Below are 26,177 nucleotides of genomic sequence, written 5' to 3' on the forward strand. Positions count from 1 at the left end.
TCCCTATAATTGCCGCGTTTGGCGGTCCGCCGCCACCCTCCATCTCTATCCAGGTTAATCAGGTCGCAAAAATTTATGACTGATATGTCCCATCAGTGCGTCATTGTAGGCATCGCCGGCGCATCGGCTTCTGGCAAAAGTCTTATCGCCAGTACTCTCTATCGCGAATTGCGTGAACAAGTTGGCGACGAACATATTGGCGTCATTCCGGAAGACAGCTATTACAAAGATCAAAGTCATCTGTCGATGGAAGAGCGCGTCAAAACCAACTACGACCACCCGAGCTCAATGGACCACAGTCTGTTGTTCCAGCACCTGCAGATGCTGAAAAGCGGCCAGCCGATTGAACTGCCGGTCTATAGCTACGTCGAACATACCCGCACGCCGAACACCATTCACGTCGAGCCGAAGAAGGTGATTATCCTTGAAGGGATCCTGCTGCTGACCGACGCGCGCCTGCGTAACGAGCTTAACTTCTCTATTTTCGTCGACACTCCTCTCGATATTTGCCTGATGCGCCGTATTAAGCGCGACGTTAACGAGCGCGGCCGTTCTATGGATTCGGTGATGGCCCAGTATCAGAAAACTGTACGTCCGATGTTCCTGCAGTTTATTGAGCCGTCGAAGCAGTATGCCGACATCATCGTGCCGCGCGGCGGCAAAAACCGCATCGCCATTGATATTCTGAAGGCCAAAATCAGTCAGTTCTTTGAATAACCTGGCCGAATTGTGTAACGTGCAAAGAGTAGCCCTATTGCCCTGTCCGCCGCGAAGCGTGCGGGAAGCAGCCTTATAAGGAGAAAGCCCATGCGTCTGTGTGACCGAGATATCGAAGCCTGGTTGGATGAAGGGCGACTCGCCATCAATCCACGCCCGCCCGTTGAGCGTATTAATGGCGCGACGGTTGATGTACGGCTGGGTAATAAATTCCGCACGTTCCGCGGCCACACGGCGCCGTTTATCGATTTAAGCGGACCGAAGGCTGAGGTCAGCGCCGCGCTGGACCGGGTGATGAGCGAAGAGATCGTCCTGCCGGAAGGGGAGGCGTTTTTCCTGCATCCGGGCGAACTGGCGCTGGCGGTGACCTACGAGTCGGTCACTCTGCCTGCCGACCTGGTGGGCTGGCTGGATGGACGCTCCTCGCTGGCGCGCCTGGGGCTGATGGTGCACGTTACCGCGCACCGCATCGATCCGGGCTGGTCCGGCTGCATCGTGCTTGAGTTCTACAACTCTGGCAAGCTGCCGCTGGCGCTGCGCCCGGGGATGCCTATCGGCGCGCTGAGCTTTGAGCCGTTATCGGGCCCGGCGGCGCGGCCGTATAATCGCCGTGAAGACGCCAAATATCGCGACCAGCAGGGCGCGGTGGCGAGCCGAATCGATAAGGATTGATAACGTCAACGGGGTGTTGCTGAGGGTGCCATGAGACGAATACTGACAACGCTGATGATCCTGCTGGCGGTGATTGTCGCCGGGCTTACCTCGTTGGTATTGCTGGTCAATCCCAACGATTTTCGCGCCTATATGGTGCATGAGGTGGCAGAGCGCAGCGGTTATCAGCTTGACCTTGATGGCCCGCTGCGCTGGCACGTCTGGCCGCAGCTCAGCATTCTCAGCGGACGGATGACGCTGACCGCCAGAGGCGCCGAAGAGCCGGTGATCCGCGCCGACAATATGCGCCTCGACGTGGCGCTGCTGCCGCTGCTCTCGCATCAGCTGCAGGTGAAGCAGGTGATGCTCAAGGGCGCGGTGATCCAGCTGACCCCGAAAACCGAGGCGGTTCGCGACAGCTCAGCGCCGGTGGTGCCGCATGACAACACCCTGCCGCTGGCCCCGGAGGATCGCGGATGGTCCTACGATGTGCGTCAGCTGCAGGTGGCCGACAGCGTGCTCTTCTTCCAGCACGAGAACGGCGAGCAGGTGACCGTGCGCGATATCCGTCTGCAGATGGAGCAGGATGAGAATCACCGGGCCACCGTGGATTTCTCCGGCCGAGTGAACCGCGACCAGCGCGACCTGGCGCTGAACTTCTCCGCCACCGTGCAGGGCGGCGATTATCCGCACTCCTTAAAAGCCGACTTTACCCAGCTTAGCTGGCAGCTGCGCGGCGCCGAGCTGCCACCGGACGGCATTAATGGTCAGGGGAGTCTGCAGGCCAGCTGGCAGGAAGATGACAAGACCCTGCGTTTTGACAACCTGAATCTGATGGCTAACCGCAGCACCGTTACCGGCAGCGGCAGCGTGGTGCTGGGGGATCGCCCGGACTGGTCGCTGGATTTGCACGCCACCACTCTCGATCTCGATAGTCTGCTGGCGCAAAGGTCGCCGGCGACGGACAGTAGCGCCAGTCAGCAGGGCCAGAGTCAGACGCGACCGCTGCGCCCGGTGATCGCCGACAGCGATGAGCGCGAAGATTACCAGAGCCTGCGCGGCTTCAACGGCCGAATGGCCCTGAGCGCCGACCAGCTGCAGTGGCGCGGTCTGAACTTCACCCAGGTGCAGAGCGAAATCAGCAACCAGCAGGGGCTGCTGACGGTCAGCAAAATGCAGGGCAATCTTGACGGCGGGCAGCTCTCTCTCCCTGGCACCCTGGATGCCCGCGGCGACACGCCGCTGGCGACGTTCCAGCCGGCGCTGCAGAATGTGGAGATCGGTTCGCTGATCAAAGCCTTTAACTATTCCTTAAACCTGACCGGCAAGCTGTCGCTGAGCGGCGAATTTTCCGGAACGCGCATTGACGCTGATGATTTCCGTCGCCACTGGCAGGGACAGGCTCAGCTCCAGATGGCCGATACCCGCACCGAAGGGCTGAACTTCCAGCAGCTGGTGCAGCAGGCCGTGGAGCGCAGCACCAACGTGCGGGCGCAGGAAAATTACGACAATGCCACCCGCCTGGATTCCGTCAGCAGCAGGCTGACGCTGGATAACGGGCTGGTGACGCTGAACCGCCTGCAGGGGCAGTCCGACGTGATGGCGATGACCGGCGAAGGACAGCTCGATCTGCAGAAAGAGAACTGCGATATGCGCTTCAACGTGCGCGTGCTCGGCGGCTGGAAAGGGGAGGGCAAGCTTATCGACCGCCTGAAACAGACCGCTATCCCGCTGCGCATCTACGGCGAGTGGCAGTCGCTGAGCTACAGTCTGCAGGTCGATCAGATCCTGCGCAAACAGCTGCAGGATGAAGCTAAACAGCGGCTTAATGACTGGATTGAACGGAATAAAAACAGCCAGGACGGGAAAGAGGTGAAGAAGTTGCTTGAGAAACACTAACCGGAATTGACCGGTGGAGCGACTTTACCGGCCCGGATAGCGGCGCTAATGCCTTATCCGGGCGACCTGATCGCACTCTCCCTGTAACCCCGGTAAGCGCAGCGCCAGCGGGGAAGCCGACAGATGCAGGTTGAAAGGTTACCACAATGGTTTTCCCGGATAGCGGCGCGAACACCTTATCCGGGCAACCTGAACGGACTTTCCCTGTAGCCCCGGTAAGCGCAGCGCCACCAGGGAAGCAGACAGATGCAGGTTGAAAGGTTATCACGGTGGTTTTCCCGGATAGCGGCGCTAATGCCTTATCCGGGCTACCTGAGCGGACTCTCCCTGTAGCCTCGATAAGCGCAGCGCCACCGGGGAAGCGGACAGATGCAGGTTGAAAGGTTATCACGGTGGTTTTCCCGGATAGCGGCGCTAATGCCTTATCCGGGCCACCTGAGCGGACTCTCCCTGTAGCCTCGGTAAGCCTAGCGCCAGCGGGGCGTATCTATCGACTGCGGGGATTACACTTCGTAGCTCAGTTCATCTTCCCGCGGCGGCGGCGGGATAATCTGCACTTTCTGTACCCGGTGGCTCTCGACCTGCAGCGTACGTACGATGTAGTCGCCGATTTTCACCTCTTCTCCCGCTTCGGGGACATGCTGCAGATTTTCCATCAACAAACCGGCAATCGTGTGATACTCGCGCTTATCATCGAGCGGCAGGGGAATGTACTGCACTAAATCTTCCAGCGGCATATGCCCATTGGCGGTCCAGCTGCCGTCGGGATTTTTTGCGATATCGTGGCGGGCATCAATCTCTTCAGCTTCGTTGGGTAAATTGCCGGCGATGGTTTCCATCACATCGCTCAGGGTCACTACCCCCTCAACGGAACCAAACTCATCCACCACGAAAGCGAAATGGGTCCTGGCATGGCGGAACTGCTCCAGCGCTGGCAACAGAGGCAGCGTCTCAGGGAACACCAGCGGCTGACGAAGCAGGACGCGCAGGTTGAGCGGTTCATGACGCAGCGATTGCTGTAGCAGGTCGATGACGTGAACCACGCCGAGCAGATCTTCATCATCATTTCCGCCGGTGACGACCAGTCGGGTATGCTGGTTTTTCTCCAGCAAGGCGCGAATTTCCTCTTCCGGGGCGCTAAGGTCTATATGCTCGATATCATGGCGCGAGGTCATAATGCTGCTGACGGTGCGCTGGTTGAGATTAAGCACCCGCTCAATCATCCGGCGTTCCTGGGGGTTGAACAGCGGGTTATCGACATGGCTGTCGATCAGCGCTGCCGTATCGCTGCTGAGCTCGGCGTGTTCTTTATGCCCGCTAAGTAGATTCATCACCGCTTCGGTTGTGCGCTGGCGGAGCGTGAGATTGGCGGAGAGGAAGCGACGGCGGTTGAACAGCGCCAGCTGGTTCAGCGACTCAATGATGACGGAGAAGCCAATGGCCGCATACAGATAACCTTTCGGGATGGGGAATCCAAACCCTTCGGCAATCAGGCTGAAACCAATCATCAGCAGGAAGCTCAGACAGAGAATAACGATAGTCGGGTGGCTGTTGACAAAACGCGTCAGCGCTTTGCTGGCGAGCAGCATCAAACTCATGGCAATAACTACCGCTGCCATCATCACCGCCAGATGGTCGACCATGCCGACGGCGGTGATCACCGAATCGAGGGAGAAGATGGCATCCAGCACCACAATCTGAGCGACCACTCCCCAGAACTTCGCGCCCTTGCGCTGAACCGGATTATCGCTGCCTTTGCCTTCCAGTCGCTCATTGAGCTCAACAGTCGCTTTAGACAGCAGGAATAACCCGCCAAACAACATAATCAAATCTCGCGCGCTAAAGCTGAGATCGTGGTAGGTGAACAGCGGTTTGGTCAGGGTGACCAGCCAGGAGATCGAGGCGAGCAGCAGCAGACGCATCATCATCGCCAGCAGCAGGCCAATTACCCGCGCGCGGTCACGCTGAGTCGCAGGGAGCTTTTCCGCGAGGATCGCGATAAAAACGAGGTTATCAATACCGAGGACCAGCTCTATAACCACCAGCGTTATGAGACCGGCCCAAATTGAGGGGTCGGCAATCCATTCCATCATTCGCTAAAACCTATACTACCTGAGAGTGCCATCCGACGATCATGGATAAGCGACCGATAAATTGCAATATATTCTCGTCTTATGACGTCAGGTTGGCGCGGGGACGGGAGAAATGCCGCGGCTGGCAATATTAAACTGCATGAATTATAGCCGTGCGCGCTTATTTTTTATGCAAATAAGCTTATTAATAAAAGATATGACTGTGGAAGACTGAATATAAACTTGCAGAGAGTGCACTGGATCAATAATGCCGGTTATTGCCCTTTCTGACCAAACAGAAGTATGAAAATCAGACGGATTCAGAAGCAGAGGTGTAAACACCCGATTCAATCACTCAATCGTAGCGATCCAGGTTTTCATACTACTGAATGTCGTGGCTTGCAAAATATCTTGTTTAATCAGACGATATCAGCAGCTTTTAATCAGGTGTAAAAGCCAGTGCCGATGGATGACATGGATAGCGGGCAACAGGTGAAGGAGGGCATGATGAGCGCAGCAGTGAGCTTTCTGCGCTATTTTCTATTGAAAATAGTGTATTCAGATTATTTTTATGAATTATGTCCTGGTGTTCATGGGAATAAACCCTCTTTTTTTCTGCATTTTACGCATTATCCAAACGCTTCTTCTACAGTATTCTCTGCCGGGAATACAGCGATAAGTCCTGCGGGTGAAGAAAGTGCAGAGGAAAATCCTGAGGCAGTGCGCCATATGACTCCTGAGTCATCAGAATTTTCTTAAACCGCTCTGTCGGAGCTAATACTTTGAGTGTATTCTCTGATGAAACATGTAGTTTCGGAATTTTGCTGGAAGTCGGACTGATAGCAAAACGGTAATATCATAGATTGATACCAGGGGAACCTGTAATCAGGCGGGTATCGAAGATTTATCACTATATGGGTGGATATGAGAATGGCAAGTTTGAAAGCAGTTATTCCGGTAGCCGGATTGGGGATGCATATGTTGCCGGCCACCAAGGCGATTCCGAAGGAGATGCTGCCAATCGTTGATAAGCCAATGGTTCAGTATATCGTCGACGAGATTGTGGCGGCAGGCATCAAGGAAATTGTACTGGTTACCCACTCGTCTAAGAATGCCGTGGAAAACCATTTCGATACCTCCTATGAACTGGAAGCGCTGCTTGAGCAGCGTGTTAAACGTCAGCTGCTGGCTGAGGTACAGGCAATCTGTCCGCCGGGCGTGACTATCATGAACGTACGCCAGGCGCAGCCGCTGGGGCTGGGACACTCTATTCTCTGCGCGCGCCCGATCGTCGGAGATAACCCGTTCGTTGTGGTGCTGCCGGACATCGTACTGGACGATGCCAGCGCTGACCCGCTTCGCTATAACCTGGCCGCGATGGTGGCCCGTTTTAATGAAACCGGGCGCAGCCAGGTGCTGGCCAAGAGAATGGACGGCGACCTGTCGGAGTATTCCGTGATCCAGACCAAAGACCCGCTGAACGTGGAAGGGCAGATTGGTCGGATCGTTGAGTTTATCGAGAAACCTGACGAACCGCAGACCCTGGATTCCGATCTGATGGCCGTAGGACGCTATGTGCTTTCCGCCGATGTGTGGGCCGAGCTGGAGCGGACTCAACCTGGCGCATGGGGCCGTATTCAGCTGACCGATGCGATCGCGGAACTGGCGAAGAAGCAGCCCGTTGACGCGATGCTAATGACCGGCGATAGCTACGACTGCGGTAAAAAAATGGGCTATATGCAGGCCTTCGTAAACTACGGGCTGCGTAACCATAAAGAAGGCACGAAATTCCGCGAGAGCATTAAGAAGTTACTCGCGTAAATAGGCTCTGTCGCATTTCAGAAGTGTGAAAATGTAGGGTTTACAGAAGTATGTGGCTTAAGTCCGCGATGTTGCATGCTTCTGTAGAAAGCCCTGCGGATTAAATAAGGCTATTTTAGATAAATATTAATCAATATAAATCAGATGGTTATGCTGATTTGCTGAAACACGCTTAATATGTAAACAAAAAGCGACTTCAGAGACATCTGGTTGCTGTGCTGGCCCTCCTGTGATGGAATGGTCGGAGTAGCATAATTTTATGTTTGCTAATAATGAGTTAGCCGGAATCTTCTTAAAAAAAATATGCCTGCCGCTGGCTGTCATAAAAAAATAAAACTTGACTGAGATCATGCTTACGCATTAAACAACAGTGATGCATGCATAAAAATGTGAAGTTATCGGATGTGTATGCCCATACCAACGTCATGGACAAAGGCGCTGCGAACTGGAAAATCGTCAAAGGATGAAAAATAAATGAACTGGCAGTGGGTCTCTTTTTTTGGCGATAGTACCGTGCTGTTACCCAGCGCGGCAGCCGTGTTCATGGTTTTATTTCTGCGCAGGCCTTCCAGACAGATTGCCTGGCAATGGGGATTGCTGTTTGGCATTACCGGCGCCATCGTCAGTGCATCAAAACTGGCGTTTATGGGCTGGGGCATCGGCATCCGCGAGCTCGATTTCACCGGTTTTAGCGGGCATACCGCTTTATCTACCGCCTTCTGGCCTATTTTCTTATGGCTGCTCTGCGCTCGCGGTAGCGTTGCTTTACGCCGGACTGCCATGGTGATGGGGTATCTGCTGGCTGGCCTCGTGGGGTATTCCCGTCTGGCGATTCATGCCCACTCCCCATCTGAAGTGATTGCCGGGCTGCTGCTTGGCGCCTGCGGTAGCGCGCTGTTTCTGCTGCTACAGCGGAATTCGTCGCGTGTGGTCAATGCACAGCTCTCCTGGGGCGGGGTGCTCAGTCTGATTATCATCCCCGTCGTGCTGCTAAATACCGGCGCTAAAGCGCCAACTCAGTCTCTGCTGGGTGAAATAGCCGTTAAGCTGGGTTCGCTGGAAAAGCCCTTTACCCGCGCGGATTTGCATAAGCGTTTTTACTGAATGTGCTGCTGACGATGAATGGGACCAGAGAAAATAATAGAATCAGTCCCGGTTTTGTACATTCATATTCGTGAAATAAATAGTTGCTACTACATTCTGCAGAAATATTTTTGCTGGCACAGGAAATAACGTGGCTGAGAACAATCCTAAATAGGCAGGCTGCCCCTTATTCTTGAAGTTAAATTATGTTTGTCAAGTATAAAAAATGAATGGCAGGTATTAATTTTTGTAGTTGACGGAAGTGACGAGAATTAGCGTGGTTAATATACTCATCCGATAAAAGCCTTAAAAAACATAGCGTTGCTTTGGTTGTGGTACGTAAGTATGCATCTTGAGCTGGAACGATGAGATATTATTAAACAATCTTATTGAGGTGTCGTCCGCTTGTCGGAGGAGTCAGATTGGGTTGTTTTTATAAGCGAATAGTTGTCATTTTTACTCCCATTTGCCGGCAGAATCGCGTAAACTTGATGCCGCTAAAATATTGTCAGTGACTAATAATCACGCGGACGCTGTGCCAGCGAAAATGTATAAATGAAGTACAGTGCATTGGTAGCTGTTAAGCCAAGGGCGGTAGCGTATCGAAACCGCCAGCGTCAATTCTGCAGTCATCTTCTATATGTTAGAAATTCCTAAAACCGGTTGCGACGGATGATTATCCGCAAACACCGTATATAATCGGCACTCTTTCTGACTCTACAGCGTGTTATCCCTCTAGTTAACTTGAGATAGCTCATGTCCATGGTGGGTGGTGATCGGTGTGATGGGAGTCGTTGGCGCTTTGGCTGTTGCACTGACATTTCAAATACTGCGTGGCTGATTACGTTCAAAGGTACTGCTTATTGCATCATCACTGCTGAACAAACATACTACGACTGGCGTCTGCGTGCGCTCTCTAAACTCATATTTCCCCATGACTCGCCAGCTTGCGGAAACGGGGCTAAAAATGGATCTTGTATAATGATGAAAATCGCGCGTCTTGCACTTGCTTTGGGGCTGTTGACATCGGTGAGTGCGCAGGTTTATGCCTCTGGTCTGGTACTCAATGATAACGAACTGCGCAACGATCTCTCCTGGCTGTCTGATCGGGGAGTTATCCAGCTTAGCCTTTCGACCTGGCCCCTGAGTCAGGAAGAGATTACCCGGGCGTTAAAAAAGGCCAAACCCTCCTATTCTTCCGAACAGGTGGTGCTGGCGCGTATTAATCAGCGGCTTTCCTCATTAAAAGCTGATTTCCGCGTCAGCGGCTACACCTCTACCGATCAACCGGGAACCCCGCAGGGCTTTGCACAAAGCCAACCGGCAGATAATTCGCTATCGCTGGCCTTTAATAACAGCGGCGACTGGTGGGATGTGCATCTGCAGGGCAATGTAGAAGGCGGTGAGCGTATCAGCAACGGCTCCCGGTTCAATGCAAACGGCGCGTACGGCGCGGTGAGGTTCTGGAACCAATGGCTGTCGTTTGGCCAGATGCCGCAGTGGTGGGGACCGGGCTATGAAGGGAGCCTGATCCGCGGCGATGCTGCGAGGCCAATGACCGGATTCCTGATGCAGCGCGCCGAGCAGGCCGCACCGGAAACCTGGTGGCTGCGCTGGATTGGTCCATGGCAGTATCAGATCTCCGCCAGCCAGATGAATCAATATACTGCCGTGCCGCATACCAAGATTATCGGCGGCCGTTTGACCTTCTCCCCATTCCAGTCTCTGGAACTGGGTGCTTCACGTATTATGCAGTGGGGAGGAGAGGGGCGGCCTGAATCCTTTAGCAGCTTCTGGGATGGGCTGACTGGCAAAGATAATACTGCTGGCAATGATCCAAATGAACCGGGTAACCAGCTAGCCGGGTTTGATTTTAAACTTAAGTTAGAACCGATCCTGGGCTGGCCTGTTAGTCTCTATGGACAGATGATTGGTGAAGATGAATCTGGCTACCTGCCATCGGCGAATATGTTTCTTGGTGGTATAGAAGGTCATCACGCTTGGGGTAAAGATGCGGTTAACTGGTACGTAGAAGCGCACGATACTCGCAGTAATATGAGTCGCACAAATTATAGCTATAACCATCATATTTATAAAGACGGCTACTATCAGCAAGGTTATCCACTGGGGGATGCAATGGGCGGTGATGGTCAGCTGTTTGCTGGTAAAGTCGAACTGGTCACTGAAGATAACCAGCGCTGGAGTACGCGTTTAGTCTTCGCGAAGGTAAATCCCGAGAATCAATCGATTAATAAGGCATTTCCATATGCGGACACATTGAAAGGGGTACAGCTAGGGTGGAGTGGAGACGTATACAAAACCGTACGACTGAATACGTCACTCTGGTATACCGATGCTAATCATGGTGATAGCGATGATGTCGGGGCCAGTGCTGGAATAGAAATACCATTTAATTTATAGGCTGACTGCTGCAAATAACAAAGAGAAAATGATGTTCTCTTTCAAGCCAGTTAGAAGAAACTGGCGGATGTATAGCAGTTCGGAAATTGGGAAATTTTGTTTTACTGATGATGTGACTTTATGAAGAAAAAAATTGTTAGATTTTCGGCACTGGCATTAACGATAAGTTTTTTATCGGGGTGTACCATTCTTCCGGGACAAGGATTGAATAGCTTGCGCAAGAATGTTGTTGAATTGCCGGACAGCGATTATGATTTGGACAAGTTGGTTAATGTCTACCCGATGACACCAAGTTTAATTGATCAACTTCGTCCGGATACTATACTGGCTCGCCCAAATCCTCAGTTAGATAATTTAATTAAAAGTTATGAATACAAAATTGGTGTAGGTGATGTGTTAATGGTCACCGTTTGGGACCATCCTGAACTTACAACTCCTGCAGGTCAATATCGCAGTGCGAGTGATACCGGTAACTGGGTAAATGCAGATGGCACGATCTTTTATCCATATATTGGAAAGGTTACGGTAGCTGGTAAAACGATAAGTCAGGTACGCCAGGACATCGCTAGTCGGCTGACAACTTATATCGAAAGTCCTCAGGTTGACATCAGCATTGCAGCATTCCGTTCTCAGAAGGCTTATGTAACAGGAGAAGTAATAAAATCTGGTCAGCAACCGATCAGTAATATTCCTTTAACTGTAATGGATGCTATCAATAATGCTGGGGGTCTTGCAACAGATGCTGATTGGCGAAATGTAGTATTGACGCATAATGGTAAAGATACCAAGATCTCATTGTATGCATTAATGCAAAAAGGTGACTTGACAGAGAACCGCTTGCTTTACCCGGGGGATATACTATTCGTGCCTCGCAATGATGATCTTAAAGTCTTCGTTATGGGTGAAGTAGGCAAACAAAGTACACTCAAAATGGATCGTAGTGGGATGACTCTTGCAGAGGCGATAGGGAATTCCGACGGGATGTCGCAAACTGCATCTGATGCGACGGGTGTTTTTGTTGTTCGTCAGCTAAAAGATAATAAGCAGGGTAAGATAGCTAACATTTATCAGCTTAATGCACAAGATGCATCAGCGATGGTTTTAGCTACAGAGTTCCAGTTAGAACCTTATGATATCGTATATGTTACGACAGCTCCTTTGGTACGTTGGAACCGTGTGGTGTCACAACTTGTACCGACAATCAGTGGTGTTCATGATATGACTGAAACTATTCGCTATATCAAAACGTGGCCATGATTATGTTTGATTCAATATTAGTTATTTGCACAGGTAATATCTGTCGCTCACCCATAGCTGAACGCTTATTACGCAAAGCGATGCCTGCTAAAATAATAGATTCTGCAGGAGTTGGTGCATTAGTTGATAAACCAGCTGATGCATCTGCGCAAAGAGTCTCTAAAAAATATGGGTTGTCTTTAGATGGACATAAAGGGAGACAGTTTACGGGCTCTTTAGGAAGAAATTACCAATTAATTCTTGTTATGGAGCAGCAACAATTAGAACAAGTAAGCCGTATTGCACCGGAAGCAAGAGGTAAAACCATGCTGCTTGGTCATTGGTTGGGAGGCAAAGAAATACCTGATCCTTATAAGAAAAGTGATGAGGCATTCGAATCTGTTTTTCAATTGATTAATCGAGCCTGCAACGAATGGGCTGCTAAACTAGTAAGATAATTTTCAGGAAATATTGAATGATATCGAAAGTCAACGAGAAATCACCTAATACAGATGGAGATGAAATCGATCTGGGACGGTTGATTGGTGAATTAATTGATTATCGCAAACTTATCATAGCGGTAACTTCCATATTTACATTTCTAGCTCTAGGCTATGCATTGCTTGCAACTCCAATCTATCAAGCTAATGCATTAGTTCAGGTTGAGCAAAGACAAGGTAACGCTATTTTAAATAGCCTTAGCCAGATGCTTCCTGATGGCCAGCCTCAATCTGCACCTGAAATGGCATTATTACAATCACGAATGATTCTTGGCAAAACAGTTGATGATCTTAACTTACAAGCACAAGTAACTCAGAACTATTTTCCAATATTTGGCCAAGGCATAGCCAGACTTATGGGGGAAAAGCCAGGGAGAATTAACGTCAAACACCTATTTATTTCTGATGCTGAATTAGTTAAACCAGAAATAAATTTAACTGTTATAGATGATAAAAACTTCCAAATTGATGGTGATTCCTTTTCATTTAAAGGAAAGGTTGGCGAGTTACTAGAAAAGCACGGGGTTTCTATATATATCAGTAAAATAGATGCTAAACCAAATACTAGTTTTACTGTTAAATATTTCACTCGTTTACAAGCAATATCAAATCTTTTGGATGCATTCAGTGTTGAAGACCAAGGTAAAAATACGGGGATACTTAATTTAACATTAATCGGGGACGATAAAGAATTAATCGCAATAGTTCTCGATAGCATTAGTCAAAATTATCTTGAGCAGAACGTGGATCGCCAAGCTGCGCAGGATGCGAAGAGTCTGGATTTTTTAAATCAACAGTTACCAAAAGTACGAGCTGAATTAGATGCTGCTGAGGATAAATTAAACAACTATCGTAGGCAGAAGGATTCAGTTGACTTAACTATGGAAGCAAAGTCAGTACTTGATCAAATCGTAAATGTTGATAATCAATTGAATCAGCTAACATTTAAAGAAGCTGAAATATCTCAATTGTTTACACCGGAACACCCAAGCTATAAAGCTCTAATAGAAAAAAGACAAGCCTTACAACATGAAAAGGAAAAATTAAATAAGCGTGTAAATACAATGCCTACAACACAGCAAGAAGTATTGCGATTGAGCAGGGATGTTGAATCCGGCCGTGCAGTATATCTTCAGTTGTTAAACAGACAGCAAGAACTCAACATTGCCAAATCAAGTGCGATAGGTAATGTCAGAATTATAGATAACGCAATAACTCAACCGAAACAGGTAAAACCTAAAAAAGCACTTGTTGTTATTATTGGAATATTTTTAGGTTTATTTGCATCAATAGGTCTGATCCTACTACGTGTTCTATTGAGGCGGGGTATAGAATCTCCAGAGCAGTTAGAGGATATGGGGATTACTGTTTATGCCAATGTTCCTATATCTGAAGCCCTTGTGGAAAAAAATCGTCGGACTGGAGCTCGTAAAAAACAAGAAAGCAGCGCCTTATTAGCAGTAGAAAACCCTGCAGATTTAGCTATAGAAGCTATTCGTGGCTTACGTACGAGCCTACATTTCGCAATGCTAGAAGCGAAAAATAACGTCTTAATGATTTCTGGGGCTAGTCCAAATGCGGGGAAAACCTTTATAAGCAGCAACTTAGCAGCTGTTATTGCACAAACAGGACAGAAGGTACTATTCATTGATGCTGATATGCGCAAAGGGTATGCGCATAAATTGTTCGGCAGTGCCAAAGTTGAAGGACTTTCAGACATTTTATCGGGAAAAAATGACCTCGAATCAGTAGTTGCTAAAGTTACAGATGCCGGTTTTGATTATGTTTCACGTGGTAATATCCCACCTAATCCAGCAGAATTACTTATGCATCCTCGTTTCGAAGATTTCTTGAAAAAAGTATCAGAACTATATGATCTAGTAATTGTTGATACGCCACCGATTCTGGCGGTAACTGATGCTGCGATTACTGGCCGTTTAGCAGGAACAACATTGTTGATTGCCCGTTTTGAAGAAGACACAGCAAAAGAGATCAGTGTTAGTATGAGACGTTTTGAGCAATCAGGTGTTACCGTCAAAGGTTGTATTTTGAACGGTATCGTAAGAAAAGCAAGTAGTTACTACGGTTATGGTTATAGCCATTATGGATATTCATATACTGATAAAAAATAAATAAGAGTATTAAGCCCTAAAGTTAGGGCTTAATACTTACTACACTCACTTCTTGAATATTTTTTTCGGATGATTGTATTTATGAAGTGTTTGATAATTTCATAAATATATTTATACTAATATTATATCTTAAAGGTATGCTATGGATTTATGGGGTATCACATGGACTGCTTTAGCATTAGTTTTATTCCCCTTTGGGTATAAGCCAATGTTGTTTTTGCTAGTCATGTCATCAATATTTCAAGGTAGTTCGGCATTATCCATGGGAGCATTAAATATCCCATTGTCTCCTTTTGTAGAATGCTTGTTCGTAGCCAGGCTATGCCTACCAATGGAAGGTAAAGGGTTTGTAAATCTTAAAAATAAAAAAATCCTCGTAGCCATATTATGGATAGTGATTATATGGATATACACTTATTTTAGTGCAAATCTATTTTCAGGTTTAAGAGTCTACTCTTCACTACAATCATTTGAGTCGAATTTTGTAACCCATGGCATGCCGTTAAGATGGAGTGGAGCGAATTTAAACCAACTAGTGATATTATCTACTCATATATTAACGTTATCACTCATCTATTACCGCAGAGAAGATATTGATAAAAGCTTTTTTTTAAATTGCATATTGTTCACGTTGGTGGTGTTTATTGGTATTTGTATCGTCTGGAAAATTTTCCCTGCTGTATATACCGCACTATCCTTATTAATTTTTAATAATACTTCTTATTCTGTAACTGCGTTATATGAAGCCAGGGTCTCTGGAACATTTGTTGAACCCTCATTAGCTGGTTTATATATATGTACGTTTGCTGTGCCGCTACTTTGTGCCAAGAAGAAAGTTTATAAAATATTAGGTCTTGGATGTGTTTTTGTATTTGCACTAAATCTGTCTACATCAGGTTTGTTTACACTGGTCATATCGGCTCCTATAGTATTTATTTTATTATTTCGGAAAACTATACAAAACTATTTTTTATGTGCACTTGTCTCGATAACAATGACTCTCGCAATAATGCCTGTAATTAATCTTTTTTCAAAATATGCAGAACAAAAATCAAGCAGTGATTCAGGTGTCATGAGGGGGGCTGCTAACTTAAATGCCTTCGAAAATATTTTTAATAGTTATGGCTTTGGATTAGGAGTTGGCAGCGAACGAGCATCTTCATTATTAATAACAATAATAAATAATTTTGGGATTGGGATTGGTTTAATATTCGCTTTGTATGGATATAGATTATTAAAAAATAGAAATAAAAATAGTGATGCTAATCAATTATTGATAACTTTGTTTACTGTGTCATTTTTTGGGTCTTTCTCTGCAAATCCTGAGTATACTCTAGCATTTATGTGGATACTTCTTTATGCATGTATTGTTAAAGGTGGGGAATTAGACGTAGTTGCAGAAAAGAAGTCGTACTAATCACGAAATTATATTCAATAATGGTCGCTCAATGAATATTTTGATAGTAAATACACTTTACACTCCTTATAAAATTGGAGGGGCAGAGAGATCTGTTCAGCTTTTAGCTGAGATGCTAGCAAAGAAAGGCAATCAAGTGACCGTAGCCACTCTTCATGACAGAAAGGATATTACAACAGATAAAATTAATAATGTTACAATAGTCAGATTCCCACTCGCTAACTTATATTGGCCATATGATGACAGTAATCAAAAAAAATTGAATCGTGTAATATGGCACTTCAGGGATATATATAATAAGAGAGTGTCTAAACTATTCAATAGCCACTTCGGGAAAGCAAAATATGATGTTATCCATACGAATAATATCACAGGATTCTCGGTGTCAGTATGGCACTGGGCTAAAATAAAGAATATACCAATAGTACATACATTAAGGGATTACTCGTTACTACATCCAAATGGTACATTATTCAAAAATGGGAAAAACATGCGTCCAAATTCTTTTGGAGGGCTTGCTTTTTCTTTTGTTAAACGTTATTTTTCTAAAAATGTTGATGTCGTCGTAGGAATCAGTGAGTATATAAAAAAATTACATACAACAAATGGCTTTTTCAAAAATGCGAAATCGGTGACTATTTTTAACAGCACAAATCAACAAGCTTATAAAGTTAAACATAAGAATAAGGAAACAGTGTTTGCGTTTTTAGGAAGAGTTGAAGCTGAGAAAGGGATTGAATGTTTATTGGATTCATTCAAGGGATTAACAAATTGCCAATTAAAAATTGCCGGAAATGGGAAAAAAGATTACGTTGAATATTTAAAAGAAAAATACGGGATGCATAATATAACATATCTAGGTAGTGTTGATATCCAAAATTTTTTCCCTGGAATTGATTACTTGGTAGTTCCCTCGCTGTGGCATGAGCCAATGGGCAGAGTTGTTATAGAAGCATCATCGTTTGGTGTTCCAGTTATAGCAAGTAATAGAGGGGGGATTCCAGAAATTGTTGAAGAAAATGAAACTGGCTACATCTTCAGTCCAGATAGCAAATACGAACTTTACTCTGCTCTTGTTAAATCAATAGGAAATAACGATGAGCAGTATACCATGATGTCAAGAAAATCATGGGAATATAGCAGACATTTCAATTCTGATGGCATTGTTGATGAATATTTAGAAGCTTATAAAATAGCAATGAATAAATTAAGCTAAGACCGGGTGATTACTATGATAATGTATAAAATGAGACATCTTTTCTGGGCATTATTTATTTATATTCCATTCGGCAGCAGCCTAGAGGTGGGAGTGGGTACACATATGATATACTCAAAAAACACCCCACATGAAATGTTAAAATTAATTAGTGATTATGGTTTTACTTCATTTCGTGATGGGATTTCATGGAATGCTACCGAGAAGTCTAGTGGAGTTATGGGTGTAACCGGATTAAGTCAAAGGCTAGATGATATATATATGGGCGAGAAGACACTCATAGTAAATAATTCAATGTTTATACTGGCATATGGAAATCATAATTATACTAATAATGGAAGACCCCAAAATAGAGAGCAAGTTGATGCATTTGTTAACTATGCAAAATGGATTGCAAATAGATACAAAGGTAGAGTGAAGTATTATGAAATATGGAATGAATGGCTCATTAATACCGGTGTAGATAAAAAAACATCTATTCCACCAGATGAGGTTTATTTGTACCTAGTACAAGAAACTTATAAAGTTATAAAAGAAGCAGACCCTAATGCCATAGTTGTTACCGGTTCAATTGACCCTATATATGATGATCAAGTTGCTTGGATCAAACGTTTGCTCAAAATGGGTATGGGGAACTGTATTGATGGTATTTCAATTCATCCATACACTTATTTTGAAACTAAGCGTAAAGACTTGATTGATCCCAATTCAGACATGAAAGTGATTGATATATTCGAAGATAAAATTAATAGATTTTCCGGAAGGAAAATTCCATTATATATCACTGAAATGGGATACCCTACTACTACTTCGATACCTGGAGGGGTTACTGCTGATATTGCCGCGAAATATATCTACGAGTATACATTATTAGCTTCTCAGCGAAATTATATCAAAGGGATTTGGTGGTATGAATTAGTCGATAGTGGAACAAATTTAAAAAATAAAGAAAATAATTTTGGTTTGTTTTACTCCAACTTAGAACCAAAGGAATCGGCTAGGGTTATGAAGAAATTATTGCCTATAATCAAAAACAAAGTTGATGCCTTGGAAATGAACGAGAGTGATATTTCATTCACGTCAGGTCATACTCAGTATCATTGGAACGAGTTCAAAAGTAAATAAACACTATTTTTTGATTGAGTGTGGTTAGAAAAAATCAATATAATAATAATTTTCTGTTAATAAATAATATGTATAAGTGTACTTTGAGTTTATATTTTCAAAGAGGGATTTATGATCTATATCAATGGTAGGTTTTTGACACAACAAATCACGGGTGTGCAGCGATTTGCATTGGAAATATCAAAAGGTTTAGAATTACTTCACTCAGATATGGTTTTCTTAGTACCAGATTTAAATGCATTGATTGATGAAAATTACAAATCGATCTTTAATATAAAAGAGATAAAAGGGGGCGGTGGACATTATTGGGAGCAAGTAACGCTTCCTTTGTTTTTAAAAAAAAATAATAATCCAGTGCTCATTAATTTATGCAATACAGCGCCTGTTTTATACAAAAATCAAATTGTTACACATCATGATGTTACTTATATCAGGTATCCGCAGAGTTTCCCATTTAAGTTTAGAGTGTTATATCGACTGTTAACACCTTTAGCGCTAAGAAACGCACGGAAGGTTATTACTGTAAGTGAATTTTCCAAAAAAGAGATTTGCAGTGTATATAAAGTAAATAGTGAAAAAGTTTATGTTATTCATAATGCAGTTAGTTCAATATTTACTTCAATTACACCAAGCCGTGACCAAGTAAACGAGAGACCATATTTACTTGCTGTTTCTTCACAAAATTATCATAAGAATTTTCAAGGTCTCATAGAAGCGTTTATAGCAACTGATTTGAAAGTTCAATTAAAAATCATAGGTCATAAAAATAGTATTTTTTCAAACATTCACATTTCACCAACTGATGAAAGAGTCATTTTTTTAGGCCGTGTAGATGATAAAAGTCTAACGGCTTTGTATCAAAATGCACGAGGATTTGTGTTCCCATCTTTGTATGAAGGATTTGGTATTCCTCCACTTGAAGCTCAAGCCTGCGGTTGTCCTGTTGCATCGTCCGATAGAGCATCGATGCTGGAGGTATTAGCGAATAGCGTAATTTATTTTGATCCTGAAAATAAAGTGCAAATATCTAACGCTCTAAGAAGTCTTGTTGAAGATTACGAAATCCGTCAACAATTAGTGATTCAAGGGTATAACAATGTAAAAAGGTTTTCATGGAATGATTCAGCTAAATTAGTTGATGATTTAGTCAAAATAGTTTGCAATGAAATAAAATAAGCTTATCAAGAGGTGGATATGATTCTCCCTGTAATTATGGCCGGTGGTACGGGTAGTCGTTTATGGCCAAAGTCACGTGAACGATTTCCTAAGCAATTTTTACGATTGCATGGTCAACAATCTATGTTGCAGGAAACAGTCACAAGATTGGAAGGTCTTGATGTAAATGAACCATTAGTTATTTGCAACGAACAACATCGCTTTCTTGTCGCTGAACAACTAAGGCAGCTTAATAAGCTTTCTAACAATATTATTCTGGAACCTATAGGACGTAATACTGCGCCTGCTATAGCATTGGCAGCTTTTAGTGCAATTCAGAAGAATGAAAATGAAGACCCTTTGCTCTTAGTTCTCGCTGCAGATCACATTATCGATAATACGGATTCTTTCCACAAGGCGGTACTTGATGCTGTTCCTTATGCTAATGCAGGAAAATTAGTTACTTTTGGAATTGTCCCTACCGGTCCTGAAACGGGCTATGGTTACATACAGCGGGGTACAAGTATTGGTACTGAAAATGAGCAAGCTTTCGAAGTCGGACGTTTTGTTGAGAAGCCAGATTTAGAGGTTGCTACCAGATACTTGGCGAGTGGGCAATACTATTGGAATAGTGGGATGTTTCTGTTCCGTGCAAAACGATACCTGGAAGAGCTTGCTACATACAGGCATGACATTTATTCTGCATGTAAACAAGCAATGGAGCATCTAGAGCCTGACTCTCAGCAAGACTTTATTCGTGTTGATCAAGAGGCATTCACTGCTTGTCCTGATGAATCAGTCGATTACGCAGTCATGGAAAAAACTTCCTCAGCAATTGTTGTTCCTCTCGATGCCGGCTGGAATGATGTTGGTTCTTGGTCTGCTTTATGGGAAGTTAATGAGAAAGATGCTAATGGAAATGCTTTAAGCGGTGATATCTTCACACATGATGTTACAAGCTGTTATATAAATAGCGAAGAACAGCTAGTTGCCGCAATTGGCGTTAATAATTTAGTCATTGTCAGTACGAAAGATGCAGTTTTGGTTATCGATAAATCCAAAGTACAAGATGTTAAAAAAGCCGTTGAGTTTTTGAAAGATAAAGCTCGTAGAGAATATCGTCTGCATCGTGAAACATATAGCCCATGGGGCAAAAATGATCAAATCGTTAGCACTACACGTTATTATATTAATAAAATAACAGTTAAACCTGGTGGTAAATTCTCGCTGCAAATGCATCATCATCGTGCTGAACACTGGATTATACTATCAGGTACAGCTCAGGTTACTCTTAATGAGAAATCATTTTTGTTAACTGAAAATCAATCTACGTTTATTCCAGCCGGTGCAACGCACATGCTAGAAAACCCGGGTAAAATACCCCTTGAACTTCTTGAGATTCAGTCAGGTTCATACCTTGGTGAAGATGATATTATTCGTATCAAAGATCATTACGGAATTTAATAAGGAAATGAAATGCCTACTAAATTAACTTGCTTTAAGGCTTATGATATACGTGGAAAATTAGGTTCAGAACTTAATGAAGATATCGCATATCGCATTGGCCGAGCATATGGTGAATATTTAAAACCGCAAACAATGGTTGTTGGTGGTGATGTTCGTTTAACTAGTGAAGCTCTGAAATTAGCTTTGGCCCGAGGGTTGCAAGATTCTGGTACAAATGTGATCGATATTGGGCTTAGCGGTACGGAAGAAATTTATTTTGCAACTTCACATTTAAATGTTGATGGTGGTATTGAGGTTACTGCAAGCCATAATCCAATGGATTATAACGGAATGAAACTTGTTCGTGAGAAATCACAACCTATTAGTGGTGATACAGGATTACGTGAAATTCAGAGGTTAGCGGAGGAAAATAACTTCATCGATCCTGAATCGAACAATTGCGGCAGTTATACTAAAACATCAACCTTAGAAGCATATATCGAAAAGCTTCTTAGCTATATTGAATTTGATAATTTTACCCGTCCTTTGAAACTTGTCGTCAATTCAGGCAATGGAGCTGCAGGACACGTAATTGATGCATTGGAAGAAAAGTTTAAAAAGGGTAATGTCGCGCTAGAATTAATCAAAGTGCACCATAATCCCGATGGTAATTTCCCCAATGGTATCCCAAATCCCTTATTACCGGAATGCCGTCAGGATACAACTGATGCAATTATTCAGCATAAAGCGGATATGGGGATAGCTTTTGATGGCGATTTTGATCGGTGTTTTCTCTTTGATGAGCACGGACGTTTTATTGAAGGCTACTATATTGTAGGCTTGTTAGCGGAAGCATTTCTTGAAAAAAACCCAGGCTCTAAAATCATACATGACCCAAGATTAAGCTGGAACACTATTGATGTAGTTCAGAAAGCGGGAGGAGTACCTGTAATGTCTAAGACAGGGCATGCTTTCATAAAAGAACGCATGAGACAGGAGGATGCAGTCTACGGAGGCGAGATGAGTGCCCACCATTATTTTAGAGATTTCTTCTATTGTGATAGTGGTATGATTCCATGGTTACTTGTAGCCGAATTACTTTGCATTAAAGCACAAACGTTAAGCCAGCTTGTCAGCGATCGTATGCAATCATACCCTGCCTCCGGTGAAATTAATAGTACTATACAAGATCCTGACGCTTCTATAGCTCGTGTTTTGTCTGAATATAAATCAAATGCCCTGCTAGTAGACCACACAGATGGAATTAGTGTTGAATTTGACGAATGGCGATTTAATCTGCGTAGTTCTAATACAGAACCCGTCGTTCGTTTAAATGTTGAGTCAAGAGGTAACCATCAATTAATGAAAAATAGGACAGAAGAAATTCTGGCAATTCTACGTAAATAGAAAGGATGCAGATGGCTTAATGCCGTCTGTATTTTTTGGTTTGGAGAACTATATATTACTGTGTGTAAATTTCAGGAATTTGATATGCTAAAGGATAAAAGTATTGGTATTGTTGCTGACTGGTTAGTTACATATGCAGGATCAGAAAAAGTTATTAAGGAGTTTCTAAGTGTTTATCCTGACGCAAATTTATATTCTGTTGTGGATTTCTTAAACAAAGAGGACCGTGCGTTTTTCCGTGGAAAAGAAGCTACTACGACGTTCATTCAAAGATTGCCATTCGCTCGCAAAAAATATCAAAAATATCTCCCAATAATGCCATTTGCGATTGAACAGCTAGATGTGTCAAAGCATGACATTGTGATATCCAGTAGCCATGCAGTAGCAAAGGGCATACTCACTGGACCTGATCAACTGCACATTAGTTATGTCCACTCACCGATACGTTATGCTTGGGATTTACAGCATCAATACCTGCGTGAAGCAGGCCTAACTAATAATCTAAAAGGGTTAATTGCAAAATGGATGCTTCATAAAATACGTTTGTGGGACTATCGTACAGCAAACGGTGTGGATCATTTTATTGCAAACTCTCAATTTATTGCAAGACGTATTAAGAAGGTATATGGAAGACATGCGGATGTGATATATCCCCCAGTTGATGTTGACAGATTTTCTCTTTGCGAATACAAAGATGATTATTATTTTACAGCGTCTCGAATGGTGCCATACAAACGTATAGATGTAATCGTTGAAGCTTTTAATTTGTTACCGGATAAAAAATTAATAGTTATTGGTGATGGTACTGAAATGGACAAAATTAAGAAAAAAGCAGGGAGTAATGTCGAAATTCTTGGCTATCAGCCAAATGATATAATGACTGAATATATGCGAAAGGCGAAAGCATTTATCTTTGCTGCAGAAGAAGATTTCGGAATAACTCCAGTTGAGGCGCAAGCATGTGGGACGCCTGTTATAGCCTTTGGCAAAGGAGGTGCACTTGAAACAATTCGCCCCTATGGTGAGATAAATCCTACAGGCGTTTTTTTCCAAGAACAAGAGCCAATATCAGTGAAAGAGGCTGTTGAGTTTTTCGATAATATTCACCAGTTTTTAACTCCCCACAATTGTAGAGAAAATGCTCTTCGTTTCTCTGAACAGCGGTTTAAAAACGAAATTAATAGTTATATTTCTGAGAAATGGGAATTGTTTGATAAAGGAAAAAAAATAGAATATTAACCATTTAACCGCTCTTATTAATAAATGATTGTATGGATAATCACTTATTTATAAATCAATAATTATTCTGATGCTGATAATATATCCATACTACATTTTATCAGAGTATATAGTGAGGATCTATGACTCGTTTAGCCCGCAACTTCTGGACAGGTGCATCTTTAGCGCTGTCCGATTTTATCGGATTTACTATTGCAATATTTTTTGCGGTACCATTGTCAAAATTTGCAATTTCTGACGCTGAAACCATTATTTTAAATTCACATATTAATGACTGGATTTTCCTTCACATATGTCTTGGTGGATGCTGTGTCGCATGGTATTCAATACGTTTACGACACTATTTTTATCGTAAAACTTTCTGGTTCGAATTGAAAGAAATTCTGCGAACGTTAGTTATTTTTGCCGTTATTGAAATTGCTGTTATGGCATTTGCACATTGGGAGTTCTCCAGAATAGCTTGGGTAGTCACATGGATCTCTGTTGTCATTTTGGTGCCAACATTCAGAATGTTAACAAAAGAAATTCTTGATAGAAGTGGATTATGGAAGCGACAGGCTATCATAGTGGGTAATGGTGACAACGCTTTTGAAGCCTGGAAGGCTATTAATAGTGAGAAAAATTTAGGTTTTGATGTTATAAGTTTCATTGCAGTAGAAGAGGGAACCAGTGACACCAAGTCAATAAGTAATATTCCAGTCATTTGTTGCAGTCCTGCAACCTTGCCAGAATATGTAGATAAAAGAACACAGTTCATAGTTGCATTAGAGACTAGTCAAGGAAATATTCGTAATGCTTGGCTTCGCTACTTTATGATTAATGGTTTTAGATATGTATCTGTAATTCCAACATTGCGCGGAATGCCGCTGGATAGTACTGATATGTCTTTTATTTTTAGTCATGAAGTCATGATATTTCGAGTGCATCAAAATTTAGCAAAATTATCTTCTCGAATTTTAAAGCGCACGTTTGATATTGTTGGTTCATTGTCTATTATATGTGCACTTTCACCACTTCTTGCATATATAGCATATAAAGTAAAAAGCGATAAAGGTCCAGCAATTTATGGACATGAACGAATTGGAAAGAATGGTAAACCATTTAAATGCCTAAAATTTCGCTCAATGGTCATAAATTCGAAAGAAGTTTTAGAAGAACTATTGAAATCAGATTCCCAAGCGAAGGCTGAATGGGATGCAACTTTTAAGCTTAAAGATGATCCGCGTGTTACAAGTATTGGTAAGTTTTTGCGCAAAACAAGCTTGGATGAACTTCCGCAACTTTTTAATGTACTCCGAGGTGAAATGAGTTTAGTTGGACCAAGGCCTATCATTACTGCAGAACTTGAACGTTATTCCGATGAGGTGGATTATTACTTACTTGGTAAACCGGGAATGACTGGCCTATGGCAAGTTAGTGGTCGAAGTGATGTTGATTATGAAACACGTGTTTACCTGGATGCATGGTATGTTAAGAATTGGTCAATGTGGAATGATATTGCTATATTATTTAAAACTATAGGGGTAGTAGTGAAAAAGGATGGCGCCTATTAAGCGGTTATAAATATTAATAGTACCTTTATTATATGCAAACTGTTAGTTGTTTCATTTCACATGCTATGGGGCCAATGGATTTATTCATGAGGGGTAGGAATGTGTAAGGTAAGTGTCATTATTCCCGTTTATAATATTGAAAAGTTTCTTCCTGAGTGCATCGAATCACTTATAAAACAAAATCTTGAGAGTTCCGAGTTTATTTTCATTAACGATGGAAGTACCGATTCTTCGGGTAAGATACTTGAACAGTATATAAAAAAAGATAAACGAATAAGAGTATTAAATAAGCCAAACGGTGGAGTGGTGACCGTAAGACCACTGGGTATTAAAGAAGCAAAAGGAGAGTTTATATTTTTCCTTGATGGCGATGATAGTATCCTCCCGGATACACTACATAAGCTTTATGATATAGCGAGTAGCAACCACTGTGACATTGTTTCAGGAAGTCATTTGGCGGAGCGTGATGCTATTGAAGAATGGCATTTTAGGTGGGGTGATAAGTTATACACGTCTAATCTAGATTTTCTAACCGATTCGATTAAATATAATAATTTCTATATTTGGGGGAAACTCTTTAATGCTAAAATTTTCACTTCCGAATTTTATTACGGAGATTCGAATTATGGTGAAGATGGTGTTTTCTTGCTTCAGTTGATAAATCGTGCAAACAGGATTTATGCAACCAGTGATATTGTATATCGTTACCGTTTGCGGGAGAATAGCTTAACCTCTGCCCCAACAGTACAGTCATATCTCGGTAGGTACCAATCCTCAAAGTTTATTTATGATTATGTCAGTACTAATTACCAAGATCAAAGAGCAAATTCCATAGCAGAGTATTACTTTTTATGTCAGGTTTATAAAACAATATTAGATTGTGGCAATGCGTTTGCTGCGCAAAGCCCCCAATCCGTAATAAGTTTGGAAATGGTTGAACGGCATAAAAAGGAGCTCAAAGACAGATATGCATTGGCGTATGTAATCCTAAAAATATATACATTTAACACCAAGCTATCTATTGGACTTGTTCAGCTATCTAAGAAACTAAAAAAAATCATTCGCTTAATTAAAAAATGAGAATCAC

Annotated in this window: 20 protein-coding genes; 19 read left to right on the top strand and 1 reads right to left on the bottom strand. The window is 43.3% G+C overall.

The features are described from left to right. The first annotated feature begins 75 nt into the window (after positions 1-75). From udk to asmA, 3 genes are all read left to right on the top strand, one after another. Positions 76-717 carry a uridine kinase gene (gene udk, locus B8P98_RS09250; RefSeq protein ID WP_002912442.1) on the top strand — a complete coding sequence of 214 codons (642 nt, stop codon included), beginning with the start codon at positions 76-78 and terminating at the stop codon, positions 715-717. A 90-nt stretch (positions 718-807) separates the two neighbouring features. Next, the gene (gene dcd / locus B8P98_RS09255; protein ID WP_004151145.1) at positions 808-1,389 is read left to right on the top strand and encodes a dCTP deaminase; all 582 of its coding nucleotides are present in this window, start codon (positions 808-810) and stop codon (positions 1,387-1,389) included. 30 nt (positions 1,390-1,419) lie between these two features. Then, positions 1,420-3,267, top strand: coding sequence for an outer membrane assembly protein AsmA (asmA, locus tag B8P98_RS09260; protein ID WP_095032901.1), 1,848 nt, complete (start codon positions 1,420-1,422; stop codon positions 3,265-3,267). 503 nt (positions 3,268-3,770) lie between these two features. Here the strand turns inward: asmA and B8P98_RS09265 are convergent. Then, a complete protein-coding gene (locus tag B8P98_RS09265) occupies positions 3,771-5,357 on the bottom strand; it encodes a TerC family protein (RefSeq protein ID WP_095033619.1) in 1,587 nt (528 codons plus the stop codon). A 486-nt stretch (positions 5,358-5,843) separates the two neighbouring features. Here B8P98_RS09265 and B8P98_RS30410 point away from each other — a divergent pair, with 486 nt between their 5' ends. The 16 genes from B8P98_RS30410 to B8P98_RS09335 all read left to right on the top strand — a co-directional run bounded on the left by B8P98_RS30410 (position 5,844) and on the right by B8P98_RS09335 (position 26,170). Next, on the top strand, positions 5,844-6,098 hold the full coding sequence (locus B8P98_RS30410) for a hypothetical protein (protein ID WP_157738359.1): 255 nt from the start codon (positions 5,844-5,846) through the stop codon (positions 6,096-6,098). Between the two features lie 165 nt (positions 6,099-6,263). Continuing rightward, complete coding sequence (gene galF / locus B8P98_RS09270; protein ID WP_071887167.1) at positions 6,264-7,160, top strand: UTP--glucose-1-phosphate uridylyltransferase GalF; 897 nt, start codon at positions 6,264-6,266, stop codon at positions 7,158-7,160. 474 nt (positions 7,161-7,634) lie between these two features. Beyond that, positions 7,635-8,264 carry a phosphatase PAP2 family protein gene (locus B8P98_RS09275; RefSeq protein ID WP_095032902.1) on the top strand — a complete coding sequence of 210 codons (630 nt, stop codon included), beginning with the start codon at positions 7,635-7,637 and terminating at the stop codon, positions 8,262-8,264. Positions 8,265-9,224: 960 nt separating this feature from the next. Then, a complete protein-coding gene (locus B8P98_RS09280; RefSeq protein ID WP_095032903.1) occupies positions 9,225-10,664 on the top strand; it encodes a capsule assembly Wzi family protein in 1,440 nt (479 codons plus the stop codon). A 120-nt stretch (positions 10,665-10,784) separates the two neighbouring features. Beyond that, complete coding sequence (locus tag B8P98_RS09285; protein WP_095032904.1) at positions 10,785-11,921, top strand: polysaccharide export protein; 1,137 nt, start codon at positions 10,785-10,787, stop codon at positions 11,919-11,921. Between the two features lie 2 nt (positions 11,922-11,923). Next, positions 11,924-12,358: an arsenate reductase/protein-tyrosine-phosphatase family protein gene (locus tag B8P98_RS09290; RefSeq protein WP_153677462.1), complete on the top strand. Its 435-nt coding sequence runs from the start codon at positions 11,924-11,926 to the stop codon at positions 12,356-12,358. A gap of 17 nt (positions 12,359-12,375) precedes the next feature. Continuing rightward, the gene (locus B8P98_RS09295; protein ID WP_095032905.1) at positions 12,376-14,532 is read left to right on the top strand and encodes a polysaccharide biosynthesis tyrosine autokinase; all 2,157 of its coding nucleotides are present in this window, start codon (positions 12,376-12,378) and stop codon (positions 14,530-14,532) included. A 142-nt stretch (positions 14,533-14,674) separates the two neighbouring features. Beyond that, positions 14,675-15,949, top strand: a complete 1,275-nt coding sequence (locus tag B8P98_RS30415) for a hypothetical protein (RefSeq protein ID WP_142381962.1) — start codon at positions 14,675-14,677, stop codon at positions 15,947-15,949. A gap of 31 nt (positions 15,950-15,980) precedes the next feature. Then, positions 15,981-17,165 carry a glycosyltransferase family 4 protein gene (locus B8P98_RS09300; RefSeq protein WP_095032906.1) on the top strand — a complete coding sequence of 395 codons (1,185 nt, stop codon included), beginning with the start codon at positions 15,981-15,983 and terminating at the stop codon, positions 17,163-17,165. Positions 17,166-17,180: 15 nt separating this feature from the next. Then, positions 17,181-18,290, top strand: coding sequence for a cellulase family glycosylhydrolase (locus tag B8P98_RS09305; RefSeq protein ID WP_095032907.1), 1,110 nt, complete (start codon positions 17,181-17,183; stop codon positions 18,288-18,290). A gap of 111 nt (positions 18,291-18,401) precedes the next feature. Further along, positions 18,402-19,466 (top strand): glycosyltransferase family 4 protein, encoded by a 1,065-nt coding sequence (locus tag B8P98_RS09310; RefSeq protein ID WP_095032908.1) that lies wholly within the window; start codon positions 18,402-18,404, stop codon positions 19,464-19,466. A gap of 18 nt (positions 19,467-19,484) precedes the next feature. Next, positions 19,485-20,909 (top strand): mannose-1-phosphate guanylyltransferase/mannose-6-phosphate isomerase, encoded by a 1,425-nt coding sequence (locus B8P98_RS09315; RefSeq protein ID WP_095032909.1) that lies wholly within the window; start codon positions 19,485-19,487, stop codon positions 20,907-20,909. A 12-nt stretch (positions 20,910-20,921) separates the two neighbouring features. Continuing rightward, positions 20,922-22,298 carry a phosphomannomutase CpsG gene (cpsG, locus tag B8P98_RS09320; RefSeq protein WP_095032910.1) on the top strand — a complete coding sequence of 459 codons (1,377 nt, stop codon included), beginning with the start codon at positions 20,922-20,924 and terminating at the stop codon, positions 22,296-22,298. An 84-nt stretch (positions 22,299-22,382) separates the two neighbouring features. Then, positions 22,383-23,537: a glycosyltransferase family 4 protein gene (locus tag B8P98_RS09325; RefSeq protein ID WP_095032911.1), complete on the top strand. Its 1,155-nt coding sequence runs from the start codon at positions 22,383-22,385 to the stop codon at positions 23,535-23,537. Positions 23,538-23,659: 122 nt separating this feature from the next. Then, complete coding sequence (gene wbaP, locus B8P98_RS09330) at positions 23,660-25,090, top strand: undecaprenyl-phosphate galactose phosphotransferase WbaP (protein WP_095032912.1); 1,431 nt, start codon at positions 23,660-23,662, stop codon at positions 25,088-25,090. Between the two features lie 99 nt (positions 25,091-25,189). Next, positions 25,190-26,170: a glycosyltransferase family 2 protein gene (locus B8P98_RS09335; protein WP_095032913.1), complete on the top strand. Its 981-nt coding sequence runs from the start codon at positions 25,190-25,192 to the stop codon at positions 26,168-26,170. Positions 26,171-26,177 lie beyond the last annotated feature (7 nt).

It is taken from the genome of Klebsiella quasivariicola, from assembly GCF_002269255.1.
GTDB classification, from domain to species: Bacteria; Pseudomonadota; Gammaproteobacteria; order Enterobacterales; family Enterobacteriaceae; genus Klebsiella; species Klebsiella quasivariicola.